The organism is Epibacterium ulvae, assembly GCF_018678075.1.
GTDB classification, from domain to species: Bacteria; Pseudomonadota; Alphaproteobacteria; order Rhodobacterales; family Rhodobacteraceae; genus Epibacterium; species Epibacterium ulvae_A.
Map to the genome: position 1 here is coordinate 1 of NZ_JAHHIR010000021.1, position 14306 is coordinate 14306.

11 protein-coding genes and 1 pseudogene are annotated in these 14306 nt (G+C 56.6%); 4 read left to right on the top strand and 8 right to left on the bottom strand.

All coding sequences use genetic code 11. The features are described 5' to 3' along the window. Positions 1-422: pseudogene (locus tag KMP13_RS04520) on the bottom strand (IS91 family transposase); the annotation flags it as partial. 35 nt (positions 423-457) lie between these two features. Here KMP13_RS04520 and KMP13_RS04525 point away from each other — a divergent pair. After that, positions 458-2200 carry a methyl-accepting chemotaxis protein gene (locus KMP13_RS04525; protein ID WP_353055682.1) on the top strand — a complete coding sequence of 581 codons (1743 nt, stop codon included), beginning with the start codon at positions 458-460 and terminating at the stop codon, positions 2198-2200. Positions 2201-2382: 182 nt separating this feature from the next. Next, positions 2383-3387 (top strand): type I glyceraldehyde-3-phosphate dehydrogenase, encoded by a 1005-nt coding sequence (gene gap / locus KMP13_RS04530; protein ID WP_215264372.1) that lies wholly within the window; start codon positions 2383-2385, stop codon positions 3385-3387. Positions 3388-3468: 81 nt separating this feature from the next. Here the strand turns inward: gap and KMP13_RS04535 are convergent, their stop codons facing one another. Beyond that, complete coding sequence (locus KMP13_RS04535) at positions 3469-5013, bottom strand: class I SAM-dependent methyltransferase (RefSeq protein WP_215264373.1); 1545 nt, start codon at positions 5011-5013, stop codon at positions 3469-3471. A gap of 233 nt (positions 5014-5246) precedes the next feature. Continuing rightward, on the bottom strand, positions 5247-5378 hold the full coding sequence (locus KMP13_RS20770; protein WP_285895523.1) for a hypothetical protein: 132 nt from the start codon (positions 5376-5378) through the stop codon (positions 5247-5249). Between KMP13_RS20770 and KMP13_RS04540 the strand changes: the two genes are divergently transcribed. Together KMP13_RS04540 and KMP13_RS04545 are read left to right on the top strand one after the other, a co-directional pair. Next, positions 5377-5871 (top strand): chalcone isomerase family protein, encoded by a 495-nt coding sequence (locus KMP13_RS04540; protein WP_215264374.1) that lies wholly within the window; start codon positions 5377-5379, stop codon positions 5869-5871. The genes KMP13_RS20770 and KMP13_RS04540 overlap by 2 nt on opposite strands. Positions 5872-5949: 78 nt before the next feature. Further along, positions 5950-7920 carry a sensor histidine kinase gene (locus KMP13_RS04545; RefSeq protein ID WP_215264375.1) on the top strand — a complete coding sequence of 657 codons (1971 nt, stop codon included), beginning with the start codon at positions 5950-5952 and terminating at the stop codon, positions 7918-7920. A 6-nt stretch (positions 7921-7926) separates the two neighbouring features. On the opposite strand, the gene KMP13_RS04550 is transcribed toward KMP13_RS04545, so the two are convergent. The 5 genes from KMP13_RS04550 to KMP13_RS04565 form a co-directional block, all read right to left on the bottom strand. Continuing rightward, on the bottom strand, positions 7927-9276 hold the full coding sequence (locus tag KMP13_RS04550) for a sigma-54-dependent transcriptional regulator (protein ID WP_215264376.1): 1350 nt from the start codon (positions 9274-9276) through the stop codon (positions 7927-7929). Continuing rightward, entirely contained in the window at positions 9276-9410 is a 135-nt protein-coding gene (locus KMP13_RS20775) for a hypothetical protein (RefSeq protein ID WP_285895524.1), read from the bottom strand. Before KMP13_RS20775 ends, KMP13_RS04550 begins: the two co-directional genes overlap by 1 nt. Before the next feature lie 80 nt (positions 9411-9490). After that, entirely contained in the window at positions 9491-10678 is a 1188-nt protein-coding gene (locus KMP13_RS04555; RefSeq protein ID WP_215264377.1) for a formate dehydrogenase subunit gamma, read from the bottom strand. Positions 10679-10773: 95 nt separating this feature from the next. Next, a complete protein-coding gene (gene fdh3B, locus KMP13_RS04560; RefSeq protein WP_215264378.1) occupies positions 10774-11367 on the bottom strand; it encodes a formate dehydrogenase FDH3 subunit beta in 594 nt (197 codons plus the stop codon). 12 nt (positions 11368-11379) lie between these two features. After that, positions 11380-14274: a formate dehydrogenase subunit alpha gene (locus KMP13_RS04565; RefSeq protein WP_215264379.1), complete on the bottom strand. Its 2895-nt coding sequence runs from the start codon at positions 14272-14274 to the stop codon at positions 11380-11382. Between the last annotated feature and the right edge of the window lie 32 nt (positions 14275-14306).

Genomic DNA, 14306 nt, shown 5'->3' on the forward strand with positions numbered 1-14306 from the left:
GAGATTGCCACCCGGTGAGTATGTCGGCTCAGATAGGTGAGGACGGCCACCGGGCCGCCGAAGGGCGGTTTGGAATACACCACCCATTCGGATTTGCGGAACGGGGTGAGCCATGTTGCGAAGGCGTCCGCCTGTGCCAAATCTTTCAGGTCCCCATAGAAAGCCAGTTCTCCAGCTCGGTGCAGCGCCACCAGCCCATCCAGAAACAGGCGGCGGAACAGGCGGCGGAACAGGCGCGACAACACGCGCACATGCAAGAAGAACCCGGGCTTGCTGGCGACCCATCTTGTGCCGTCGGGTGACAGGCCGCCGCCGGGGACGCTCATATGGATGTGCGGATGATGGGTCAGCGCCGATCCCCAGGTGTGCAACACGCTGGTCAAGCCCACCTTCGCCCCTATGCGCTTGGGGTCGGCTGCAACATGCCCCGCATTGGCCTGTCGGTACGCGGGGCCATATCGTCAAAGGTGATTATGTTCAGAAAAAAGCGGTGGCGTTTTACACCACGCTTATTCACGACCTCCTCGCCGTGTCTCATCACATTGAAAAAGGCGAAACCCGCGGCTCCATCCAGGTTATTCTGGAAATCAGAACGCTGATCGCCGCTGCAAAGGAAAAAGCCGGGCTTGAACGGGCGGCGGGCGCTGCTGGCCTGTCTTCCGAATTCCAGCTTCCCTTGCACAATCGGTTTATCGGGTTAACCGGTGGCCAACAGGGGCTATTGGACGAGGCACAGATCCTCCTGCACGAAATGCACATGGAAGACAGAATTTACGCGTCAGAACATTTCAAAGCCATTGAGGCGGCGCGCCAAACCATCGAGAACGGGTTTGAAACAGGTGAATACAAGGGCCTGACCGCGCCCGAGTGGTTCAAAATTTCGACGGCGTGGATCGACCATTTGCGCAGCGTCGAAATCAATCTCGATACGCAAATTACCGCGATGTCTGACTCAATCTATGCAAAGGCCAATCAGAGGCTGCAAAAATTTCTGTGGATTTGCATTGGCACCATGGCCTTTATGGGGCTCTTCGCACTTTTCATTTTTGAACGTATGATCGCGCGGATCAAATCTCTGACAACCGTTGTGCATGAGTTCGCCCAAGGCAAATTCGACGTTTTTGTTCCGGGCATAAATCGCAAAGACGAGCTGAGCAAAATGGCCAAAGCGATCTATCACTTCAAACAAGAAACCCTGGCCATGCGTCGGGCAGCAGAAGAGTTAAAAGCCTCTGACGAAGCGGATTTGAACGCCAAACATGGCCGCGTTGTGGAACTGGTGACAGAAGGGCTTGCCGCACTGGCAAAAGCAGATCTGACCAGCCACTTTGACGCACCATTGGACGGCCAATACGATGAGATCCGATGTGATTTCAATACGGCATCGGGACGTCTGCGTACCGTTCTGGCGTCAATTGCGGAAACGGTTTCGGACCTGGATCATGCCTCGGCCGCCATGAAGGCCTCCGCTCTGGATCTTGCGTCCAGAACCAATGAACAGGTCGAGACCATTCGCGACACAACAGAACGCGTCGACTCTCTCTCCACCGAGGTTGAAAACTTCGGCAAAGAAATCGTCTCGGCCGCCGGGCTCGCAGGTGCCGCACGCGAACGCGCCAACACCTCCGCCGAAGTCATGCGAGAAGCGGTTGAAGCCATGAGCCGCATTCAGACCTCGTCCGAACAGATCGGGCAAATTATCTCAATGATCGAGGATATTTCCTTCCAGACCAACCTCTTGGCGCTCAACGCAGGCGTCGAAGCTGCCCGCGCCGGGGATGCAGGTCGCGGATTTGCCGTGGTCGCCTCGGAAGTGCGCGCCCTGGCACAACGCGCGAGTAATGCGGCCATGGAGATCAAGCAGCTTGTAGATGAAAGCGGAACCCATGTGAATTCGGGCGTGCAGCTGGTTGACCGCACTGGGGCGGCCTTGGAAGAAATTTCTACCGAAATCACCCGAATGGACGATGTTCTGACCCGGATATCTGAGGCATCGCAGGACCAGATCAGCAGCCTGCACGACCTCACCTCCTCCATGAAGGTGATCAACAACCTCGCCGGGCAAAACACCTCGATGGCGATGGACACACAATCCGCATCCGGAGACATCGCAACCCAGTCGAGCCGCCTGGCGGACCTTATACGCGACTTCAAACTGCAGAAGGGGCACGAAGCCGCGCGCCCAGGCCGTGCGGCCTAAACCAACGCTACAACAGCTCTGCCGGCACTTGCCATACAGGTGGCCGCAACCGTTTTTTGAGCCTAATGTGACGAGGCCTCTGTCGCATCAGGACTTGATTTCGGACATTGTTATCGCTACCGGTATCGCTATCATTCCGCATGACACTAAATTCATCCCGGAAATTCCCGGAGGAGGCCCACATGACCCTGAAAATCGCAATCAATGGTTTTGGCCGCATCGGCCGTAACGTGCTGCGCGCCATTCTGGAAAATGATGTTCAAGACATCGAAGTTGTCGCCATCAACGACCTGTCTCCGCCCGAGACATTGGCGCATCTGCTGAAATTCGACAGCATCCACGGCCGTTTGGGCCAGGATGTCACCGTTGACGGTGAGACTATGAAAGTCGGCAGCCAGTCCATCCGCCTGACCGCGATCCGCAACCCGGAAGAACTGCCGTGGAGCGATGTGGACATCGCGTATGAATGCACCGGTCTGTTCACCGCGCGTGACAAAGCGGCGCTGCATTTGAAAAACGGCTCCAAGCGTGTGCTGATTTCTGCCCCCGGCAAAGAAAGCGACCGCACCGTTGTCTTTGGCGTCAACCACCAAGACCTGACTGCAGATGACGTGATCGTATCCAACGCTTCTTGCACCACGAACTGCTTGGCACCGCTGGCAAAAGTTCTGGACGATACCTTTGGTATCAAGACCGGCTACATGACCACAATCCACGCCTATACCGGCGATCAGCCGACGCATGACACCACGCACAAAGATCTGTATCGCGCGCGTGCGGCAGCAATGTCGATGATCCCGACCTCCACCGGTGCCGCCCGTGCGATTTCGGAAGTCCTGCCCCACCTCAAAGGTCGTCTGGAAGGCTCCGCGATCCGCGTTCCAACCTCGAATGTGTCGCTGGTTGATCTGACATTTGTTCCGGAAAAAGAAGCGTCCAAAGAGGCGATTGATGCAGCTGTCAAAGCAGCAGCCGAGGGCAAGCTCAAAGGGATCTTGGCCTTTAGCGACGAGCCACTGGTGTCGATCGACTTCAATCACGACATCCATTCGTCGACATATGCCGCCGCGCAAACTTCGGTCACCTCAGAAGGACTGGTTCGTATTGTAAGCTGGTACGACAACGAATGGGGCTTCTCGAACCGTATGCTGGACACCGGCCGGGCCATGGGCGCGCTGATCGCTTAAGCTCAATCCTAGTGTTGAATGACAAAAGGGCCCCGCAGTTGCGGGGCCCTTTTTCAATGGACCGTTTCAATGGACTGTGCGTTAAAAAAGAACGCCAAGTTTCTTCAGGATCGGCAGCCGCGTAACGGCGAACTCTTCCGCCTGTACACGAAGCTCAGCTAGGTTTTCTTCTGGGGTCTCCAATTGACGACCATCCTTCAGCACGCGTTGTCCCTGCGGTGCCAAGATCATCCACGCGAGCTCGGCCCATTGCTCTGGTGTTTCGCGCCCTTCGTGCATGGCCATCAAGAACAGCTGCTCGAACCGGTTCACTTGAATGCCACCACCGGTCACGGGTGACGCCAGAAAATGGATATCCTCACTGTCTTCTGCGCGTTTGCTCACCGCCTTGTTCATCGCATGACAGGCCGCTTCACGTTCGGCAGCGCCTTCCAACGGCAAACAAGGTGTGATATGGCTCGCGCCAACCAGCGTGGTTAAAAGATGTGTGATCTCGCCCCAGTTCATTTCGCCAAATACGCCCTGATCCAGCAAGTCTTTGACCGTTGCCGGGCCCTGCGACAAAGCCCGAAGAATTGGGGCACATTGATGCAGTTCCAGCGGAACCGAACCAAGCCGCCACTTGATCTCCGGAAGCTCACCGTTGAACGGACGCGTCAGCGCAAGTGCTGTATTGAACCACGCCCCTATAGCGCCGCGTTCGGTATGGGCGTTGTTGCCCCGGATAAAGATGTCGGTCCGGAATTGTTCGTTCACCAAGATATCACGCAGGCTTTCCCGCTGAACCGGATCAACTTCCTGTTCCAGCAAAGCGCTATGTTCCGGCTGCAGATTCAGATCATCCAAATGGTCGATCGGGTTGGCCGAGCCCATGAAGCTCAACTTCGCACTGGCCATATCCTCGGCCATATCGGCGAAGTGCATCGGCTGCCAACCCAACGACAGATATTCATGCGCGAGGTAGTTCTTGGACATCGACCGCATTTTCTTGAGCCGTTTTTCCAAGGCCGGGTTGTCGGTGAAGTACCGCGCACCGGTGTCCTGCAGGTTCTCGCAAAACTCGAATGCAGCTTCGATCCGGTCGGCAATGGAGCCCGTGCCGTTCTGAATGCGGTTCGCAAAGAGACGGCTAAGTGGCGTGGCTGCGGCCCATCCTGGCAAAGTGTTGTAGCTCACATAGACAAGCCCGCCTGGCTTCAACCGTTTCGCGATGAAATCCAGAACCAACCGTTGGTTTTCGTTGGAAATCCAAGTGTAAACACCGTGCAGCGAGATGACATCAAACCGTTCGGGCAGGGATGGCTCGGTGTGGAATTCATCGAATGATTGCTCGTAAAGATGTAGGTTTTCCAGCCCCGCATCCTGGGCCAATTGAGTGGCGCCAACGATATGTGACGGATTGAAATCCATCGCGTAAAACTGAATATGTGGGTTTGCAGCCGCAAGAAGGTTGGCGGCCGTCCCAAACCCGCAACCCAACTCACAATAAGTAATGTCTTTCCCGCCCAGGCCGTGTCGCATGCCTTGTGATGTGGCGCAAAAGGCCAGCAAGGATGGTGTCAGCTCGCGTTGAAAGTCATAGGTGTAGTCGAGATCGGAGGAGTAACCTGCGGTCCAATCGTTCATGTTCAATACCTGCATAATTGGATGTTTGTTTGAGGCGATAGGCAATTGAATCAGATACGATCAAGCCGTCAGGAATAACGCCCTGACAACCCAGTTCTACCGAACTCTTTGTGTGGTGTTCATTTGCCTTCATCATGCAGCGGTTTTAAGAAAAATTTCTGGATTAATTCTTAAGAACGGTGACCGATTTCCCCATATTCGGTGAGTTTAATGTGATTTGGCTACATTAACGTTTACAAAGGGTCTTCTGGCCAGCGGATGATTGTGGACAGGTACCAAAGGCAGGCTAGATCAAACTCCATTACATCCAACGTGGCAGTGACGGTCTCACCCACGTTGATTTGTACCTTGGAGGAAAAATTCATGTTCAAACTCGCAATACTATTGGTTTTCGTATTTTTCTCAACCGCTCTGGCCGACGTTGGGCTACCGAACGCCAAACCCTTGGGCAGCGCCTCTTTTCGCTGGCTTGGTGTCACGTTCTATGACGCCACTCTGTACACCCAGCAAGCCAGTCAGTTCAGCTGGCAAAAACCGATGGCGTTGGAGCTGAGGTATCGCAAGGGCGTCAGCGGGCAGAAACTGGCGGGATCCGCGGCCATTGAAATCAAACGGTTAGAGGGCACGCCCGCTGACTACTCCCAGTTTGTCGGCAAGTTGCAAAGATGTTTCCGCAACGTGGAAAAGGGCGATCGATACGTCGCGCTCTCGTCTTCTCCGAACACGCTGCAACTGTCGCTCAACGGTCGGCAAACCTGCACGGTCAATCATCCCAATGCGCGGCAACGGTTTTTTGGTATTTGGCTGTCGCCCAACAGTCGTATGCCCGGCCTGTCGCGCCGGTTAAGAGGCGAATAGAACCGAAACTTCCCTCGCTGTACCCGGCGTCCGTTCTGTGCAAAAATCGGCGAAAGTCTTGACCACGGGATCTGTTCTTTGCGCTCAGTCCGCTTACGCTTGCTCCTTCTGGCTTTGTTGCCGCTCAGTGTTCTGATCCCGCTCCTTCTGGTGCTGGCAATGGCGCGCTGGAATGCGGATTATGATGACGTGTTGATCGCTAAAGTCGAAAGCGATCTGAAAATCGCAGGACAATATCTGGAGCATCTGAAAGCCGGCTCTGGAAACGCACTGCAAAGCCTCGCTGAATCCGAGACGTTAAACGAGGTCCTGAACGGACCGGACAGCGCGCGACACCAGTTTCTGGTGCAGCGGCAAGACAGTTTGAAGCTCGACTTCCTCTATTATCTGCCAGATGAGGCCCTGGACGAGCACCACCTCAAATGGCCCATCATCCAAGCCGCAGCCGATGGGGAGACGCGGTTTGCCATCGACATCTTTGCCGCCGAGGATCTGGAGACGCTCTCCCCACAGCTTGCCGAACAAGCGCGCCTTCCCTTGATCAAAACCGAAGCAGCCGTTCCCACCACGCGCAAGATCGAGGACCGCGGAATGGTGATACATTCCGCCGCACCCGTGCAATTGAACGGCCATTCCGGCGTGTTAGTCGGCGGTATGTTGTTGAACCGTAACCTTGATTTCATCGATACGATCAATGCGCTTGTCTATCAGGACCACAGCTCCGGTTCAGGACGGCAGGGCACCGCGACGCTGTTCCTGGACGATACGCGGGTTTCGACCAATGTGCGCCTGTTTGAAGATGTCCGCGCCCTTGGCACGCGTGTGTCTGCGGCCGTACGTCACGAGGTTCTGGTGCAGGGGCAAACCTGGCTAAACCGGGCCTTTGTGGTCAACGACTGGTACGTCTCGGGGTATTTACCGTTGACCGACAGCTTTGGCGCGCGAGTGGGTATGCTTTATGTTGGTTTCCTCGAAGCGCCCTATTCCGCTACCAAACGTGAAGCTTACTGGAGCATCATCGTTGTTTTCATCGTGGTGATGGCGATTTCTGCGCCAGTGTTTCTGTGGTTGGCCAAGGGGATTTTTGCACCGCTTGAACGGATGACCAAAACCATGCGCCGGGTGGAACAGGGCAATCTGGCGGCCCGGATCGGACTGGTTTCCAACAAGGATGAGATCGGACAGGTCGCCCAACACTTGGATATGTTGCTGGATCAGGTGCAAGAACGCGACCGACATCTGCGGGAATGGGCGAATGAGCTGAACACCCGTGTTGAGAAACGCACGGAACAATTGAGCGACGCAAACGCCAAGCTGGAAGAGACGTATAGACAACTGGTGATGAGCGAAAAGCTCGCCTCCATTGGGGAAATCACCGCCGGTGTCGCGCATGAGATCAACAATCCCGTTGCGGTGATCCAGGGGAATGTGGACGTGATCCGGATGATGCTAGAGGAGAAAGCAGCCCCGGTTGAGACCGAATTGAGCCTGATCGACAACCAGGTCATGCGGATCAGCGCCATTGTCGACAAGCTGTTGCAATTTGCGCGCCCGTCCGAATTCGGGAACTTTGCAGAAAGCTTGGATGTTGTACCCGTCATCGAAGACTGCCTGGTGCTGGTTGCACATAAAATCGCCCACCAAGAGATCGCAGTCCACAAAGACCTCTCCCCTGTACCCGACGTGCGCATCGACCCCGGAGAGTTGCAGCAGGTCATGATCAATCTGATCATCAACTCCGCCCAGGCCATGAAAGGCAAAGGCGCGCTGACTTTGACCCTGCGCCCATCCATGCGAAACGAAACGCAAGGCGTGGAAATCACAGTGGCGGATACGGGGCCTGGAATTCCAGCCGAGCAATTGAACGCGGTGTTTGATCCGTTTTTCACCACCAAACGCGGTAGCGGCACCGGGCTTGGCCTGTCTATCAGCCAATCGCTGATCCAACGCGCCGGCGGGATCATTCAGGCCCGCAATCAGGACACAGGCGGGGCCGCCTTCATCATCTGGCTGCCCTCGGCATTGGCGATGGATGTCGCGGCGCAATAGGCGCGGTCATAGGCTCCACGACGCGCATTTACGATCAATGGTTTTACGAGAGACGCCAAGGCGACGCGCGGCTTCTGCCCGGTTGCCATCACAGGCGTCGAGCACATGCATGATGTGGCGCTGTGTCACCAGATCCAGAGATTCCATCGCGGCCTGTCCGGTTATCCCACCGTGGCCTGCGAACTCCTCGGGGAACTCACCCAGGATCATCGAACGTTCGATCAGGTTGCGCAACTCCCGCACGTTTCCCGGCCAATCATAGCGGCTGAACTTCAACAGCGTGTCTTCGTTCAGCTCCAGCGTAGGCATCCCCAAAGTGGTCGAAAACTGCTCCATAAACAGCGCGGCGAGTTCGACGATGTCTTCGACGCGATCTTTCAGCGGCGGCATTTCAATGTTCACGACATTGATCCGGTGATACAGATCGGCGCGAAAACGTCCCTCCTGTACTGCCTGTTCCAGATCGGCATTGGTCGCAAACAGAAACCGCAAGTTCAGCGGGATGTCACGTTCCGCCCCCAACGGACGTACGCGCTGATCTTCAAGCACCCGCAACAACGCCGCCTGAACCTGATCAGGCATCTGCGCAATCTCATCCAGGAACAACGTGCCACCATCCGCATGTAGAAACAGCCCGCCTTGGGTACGGTCCTGCGCGTCGGTCTGGCCAAACAGCTCTTGTGCGATACGATCAGAGGGAATGGTGGCGCAGTTGATCGCCACAAACGGCTTCTCGGCACGTTCTGACATGGAATGCAGGGTCCGTGCGGCGATTTCCTTGCCCGTGCCACTCGCCCCAGTGAACAAAACCGGCGTAGGCAATGGCGCCAGACGGTGCAGCATATCGCGTGCTTTGGTGATCGCTGCGGATTTTCCCAGCAACCGGCCGCGTGTAGCCCCGCCTTCAATAGAAAGCTCGTGTTTCAACAGGTAGTTTTCACGCCGCAAGTATTTCCGGTCCAGCGCGCGCGCCACCGAATTCAGGATCTGATTGGCGCGAAATGGCTTCAGGACAAAATCCGCAACCCCTGTACGCAAGGCTTGAATGGCGGTCTCCAGATCAGCATAGGCGGTCACCAGGATGGTATCGGCAAACAGCCCCACTTTGCGCTGTTCCTGCACCCATTCCAGCCCCGTCTTTCCCGGCATGATATTGTCCAGAACCACCAGATCAAAATGGCTCTGGTCCAGGATCGCGGTGGCTTCATCAGCCGAGGCCGCCTGCTCCACTCGTTTACACCGTGGCTCCAGGATTTTGGTCATGAAGTTGCGCATGCCGGGTTCGTCATCGATCACCAGGATCGACGCACCGCTCAGACTGTCGCCGTATTCATCACGCCCCGCCGTATTCAGCATCAATCCCCGTCACCCAGTCTCACGGATGGTCCCGATTGGCGGTCCGCCGCAGCAAAGCCTATGTCATCCAATACGAAATCCGCAGCCACTGCGATTACAAAGATCGCCGCAAATCCAGCAAACATCACTTTCATTTCTGATCCCGCCTATATGGCTCTGTTCAATGTGTTATCAGCTGCGCGCAGGCTCTGTACAGAAGAACACCGCGCACAGATCACTCTGCCGGGGTTTGCGCCGGGGCCTTGGCCTTTTCTTCCTCAAGCCAGATCGAGTGGTGCTGGTGGGCCCAGGCCTCATCCACTTCACCGCTGCCCATCGCATCATAAGCGCCTTCCATGCCAACCGAGCCGATGTAAATATGCGCGATCACAATCGCCATCAAAACAAAGGCCATGATGGCGTGCCAGGCTTGGGCCAACTGCATCTCTTCCTGCGCGGCCAGTTCGGTGGGTAAAACACCAAAGCCAACCATTTCCGGAATGCCAGTGGTGTTGAGAAAGGCAAATGTTTTAGCAAACAGCGGCAGTTCATAGGGGAACAGCAGTGACACACCCGACAGCGAAATCGAGCCGCCAAACAAGATCACCGACCAAAATATCACCTTTTGCCCGGCATTGAATTTTTTGGCCGGCGGGTGGTTCTTGCCGATAATACCGCCGAATTGTTTGATCCAGATTATGTCGCCCCGGTTTGGAACATTGTGTCCCACCCACATCACCAGCACCATGAACAACGCTAGGACAAAGGCCCAGGACACGCTGTTGTGGATCCATTTGCCTCCGATCAACAGGATCGAATTAGCCTCATGCCCCAGCAGTGGAATGATCCCAACACGGCCAAATAGGGTCAACAGGCCAGTGATGCCCAACAGGATGAACGAACCCGCCAGCATCCAATGAGCAAACCGTTCGATCGCTTTGAACCGGGTTACGGTCCGGCCCGTGCTTTCGCCGTCAACACCAATGCGACCCCGCAGCAGGTAGAACAGAATCAACGCGCCAATGGTTCCCAAAAGCAGCCACCCGCCATAGGTCCGCAACGGCCCCTCGCGGAATGTCAGCCAGGCCATGCCGCCGTCCTGAACCAATGTCGCCGCCACGTCGCCGCCGGCTGACACCCGGATATTTGCGCTGTCATAGCGCAGCGCGCGCCACAGGTCAGGATCAGAGGTCCCGCCCAATGTGCCAAGCGGTTCGGTGGTTGGCTTGGCCGCCCCTGGGGCACCGGTGTTGTCGCGACGGAACCCATCGTCGATCGTCATCTGGTTCTGGCGCGCCAGAATGTCAGACAGCGTCTGTGCGCCGCCTGTTGCCGCGCGGTCCGGCGTGGTTTGCGCCACGGCAGGCAGAGCCACCACAGAGATCAGCGCCGACCATAGAATTGCAAAAGCAATGCGCAGCATCGGCACACTCCTTTGATATAGCTAAGTTACAACATTTCACGGTGCGAAACGGCCCAGCAGAACCGGGCCATTCCATGTGTCTGATCAGCGACGGATCACCCGCCCTTTTGTTCGTAAGCGGTGCCCCAGCCCCATGCGCCAGAGCCAAAGCCGCGCGCCACAACGCGTTCGCGGTAGACGGCTGACACGATGTCGCCATCGCCCGCCAGCAGCGCCTTGGTGGAACACATCTCGGCACAGATCGGCAGTTTGCCTTCGGCAATCCGGTTGCGGCCATATTTCTGGAACTCGGCGGTTGAGTTATTTTCCTCAGGCCCACCAGCACAGAAGGTGCATTTGTCCATCTTGCCCCGGCTGCCAAAATTGCCCGCCTGCGGATACTGCGGCGCACCAAAGGGGCACGCGTAGAAACAGTAGCCACAGCCAATGCACAGGTCTTTGGAATGCAGGACGACGCCCTCTTCGGATTGATAGAAACAATCCACCGGGCAGACCGCCATGCAGGGCGCATCCGAACAATGCATACAGGCGACCGAGATCGACCGTTCACCGGGTTCACCATCGTTCAAGGTGACAACCCGGCGCCGGTTGATGCCCCAAGGCACTTCATGTTCGTTCTTACAGGCGGTGACACAGGCGTTGCATTCAATGCAGCGTTCGGCATCACACAGGAACTTTGCTCTTGCCATAACGGTCTCTCCTTAAGCTGCGCTGATTTTGCAGAGCGTGCATTTGGTCTCTTGCATCTGCGTGACCGAGTCATACCCGTAGGTCTGCACGGTATTGGTGCTTTCGCCCAAGACATAGGGATCAGCACCTTCGGGGTATTTATGACGCAGATCTTCGCCCTGGAAATGACCGCCAAAGTGGAACGGCATAAAGGCGACGCCTTCGCCGACACGGGGCGTGACCATCGCCATCACCTTGACCTTGCCGCCTTCGGGACCTTCGACCCAGACCTGTTTGCCGTCGCGCACACCCAGATTGTTGGCGTCACGGGGGTTGATCTCGACAAACATGTCCTGCTGCAGCTCGGCCAACCATGGGTTGGACCGGGTTTCTTCACCGCCGCCTTCGTATTCGACCAAACGACCCGAGGTCAGGATGATCGGATAATCTTTAGCCACGTCCTTTTTCTGGATCGAGGCATAAAGCGTCGGCAGACGGTAGTCGTGGCGGTCTTCATAGGTCGGATAATCCGCCACCAGGTCACGACGGTTGGTATAAAGCGGTTCGCGGTGGATCGGCACCGGATCCGGGAAAGTCCAGACAACCGCGCGCGCCTTGGCATTCCCAAAGGGCGCACATTCGTGTTTGATCGCGACCCGCTGGATGCCGCCGGACAGGTCAGTTTTCCAGTTGGTTGCAGGCCCCGCAACCGCATCAATGGCCGCACGTTCATCCGTCGTCAGATCGCCATCCCAACCCAGATCCATCAGCATCTGCATGGTAAACTCAGGATAGCCATCCTGGATTTCAGAGTTCTTGGAATAAACCCCTTCGGCCAGCAGGTTGTCACCGTCACGTTCCACGCCAAACCGCGCCCGGAAGGTCAAGCCCCCCTCGGAGACCGGCATCGACATGTCATAAAGGTTCGGCGTGCCCGGATGGTTCATCTCGGGCGTGCCCCAACACGGCCACGGCATGCCATAGTAATCGCCATCGGCAGGGCCACCAATGGCCTTGAGTGTGGTTTTATCAAACGTGTGCTGGTTCGCCATATGCAGTTTGATCCGCTCTGGCGACTGACCGGTGTAACCAACCGTCCACATGCCCGCATTGAACTCGCGGGTGATGCTTTCGATGTTTGGCGTTTCCGCGTCTTCCATTTCGATATTGCGGAACAGACGATCACCAAAGCCGAATTTGTTGGCGAACTTCGCGATGATGACGTGATCCGGCTTGGATTCAAACAGCGGTTCTACCACCTGGTCACGCCATTGGATCGACCGGTTCGAGGCGGTGACCGAACCGCGCGTCTCAAACTGGGTTGAGGCCGGCAGGAGGTAAACGCCATCGGTGCGATCTTGCAGAACGGCTGTCACGGTTGGATAGGGATCGACCACCACCAGCAGGTCCAGCTTCTCCATCGCAGTTTTCATTTCCGGTTGCCGGGTCTGCGAGTTCGGCGCGTGCCCCCAAAGAACCATGGCCCGGACGTTGTTGGGTTGTTCGATGTTGGCCTTGTCTTCCAGAACCCCATCGATCCAACGGCTAACCGGGATCCCTTTGAGGTTTTGCATCGACTTTTCTTTGCCGTCGGCACCGGTGATGGATCCAAACTGAGCAGACAGCCAATCGGTGTCTTCACCCCAAACACGACCCCAATGCGCCCATGCGCCACCGCTCAAGCCATAATAACCCGGCAGAGTGTGGGACAAAACGCCAAGGTCGGTTGCGCCCTGAACGTTGTCGTGGCCACGGAAAATATTGGTGCCGCCACCGGCAGTGCCCATGTTGCCAAGCGCAAGTTGCAGCACACAATAGGCACGGGTGTTGTTGTTGCCAGTGGTGTGCTGGGTGCCACCCATACACCAGATCACGGTGCCAGGGCGGTTGTTCGCCAACGTATGGGCCACACGACGGAGTTGCTCACCGGGGGTGCCGGTCACGCGTTCAACCTCTTCGGGGTTCCATTTCTTCACCTCAGTGCGGATCTGGTCCATGCCCCAAACACGGGTGCGGATGAACTCTTTGTCTTCCCAACCGTTTTCAAAGATGTGCCACAAAAGACCCCAAACCAACGCAACATCGGTACCAGGACGGAACCGAACGTATTCATCCGCATGGGCCGCAGTCCGGGTGAAACGTGGATCACATACGATCAGCGGCGCGTTGTTTTCCTCTTTTGCTTTCAACACGTGTTGCAACGAAACCGGATGCGCCTCGGCAGGGTTGCCACCGATGATAAAGATCGCGCGCGACTTGTGGATATCGTTGTAGCTGTTTGTCATGGCGCCGTAGCCCCATGTGTTTGCCACACCCGCTACAGTCGTCGAGTGACAGATACGCGCCTGGTGGTCGACGTTATTGGTGCCCCAATAGGCCGCGAATTTTCGGAACAGATAGGCCTGCTCGTTGCTGTGCTTGGCGGACCCCAGCCAATAAACACTGTCCGACCCGCTTTCTTCGCGGATCTGCATCATCTGGTCGCCAACCTCGTCGATGGCCTGCTCCCAGGAAATACGCTTCCATTCGCCACCCTCTTTTTTCATCGGGTATTTCAGGCGACGTTCGCCGTGAGCGTGTTCACGCACCGACGCACCCTTGGCGCAATGGGCGCCCAGGTTAAACGGGCTGTCCCAACCGGGTTCTTGCCCGATCCAAACGCCGCCCTGCACTTCGGCGACAACTGTACACCCCACCGAACAGTGGGTGCAGACGGATTTGATTGTCTCAACTGCGCCCGCAGCTGCGGTGGCCGCATTGGCCTGGGTCACGCTGCCGCCGGTGGCGCTGATTGCGGCCAAACCACCAATGGCCAGGCCGGATCCACGCAGGAACGCGCGGCGGTCAACGGATGTTTCCGCAACCTTGGACAGGATACTTGTCCGCTGGGGGCGTCTCGCTACCCCGTTGGTCTTTTTCCTAAGCATTTAAACCTCCCTTGCTGTTCCGTTCAGGAACG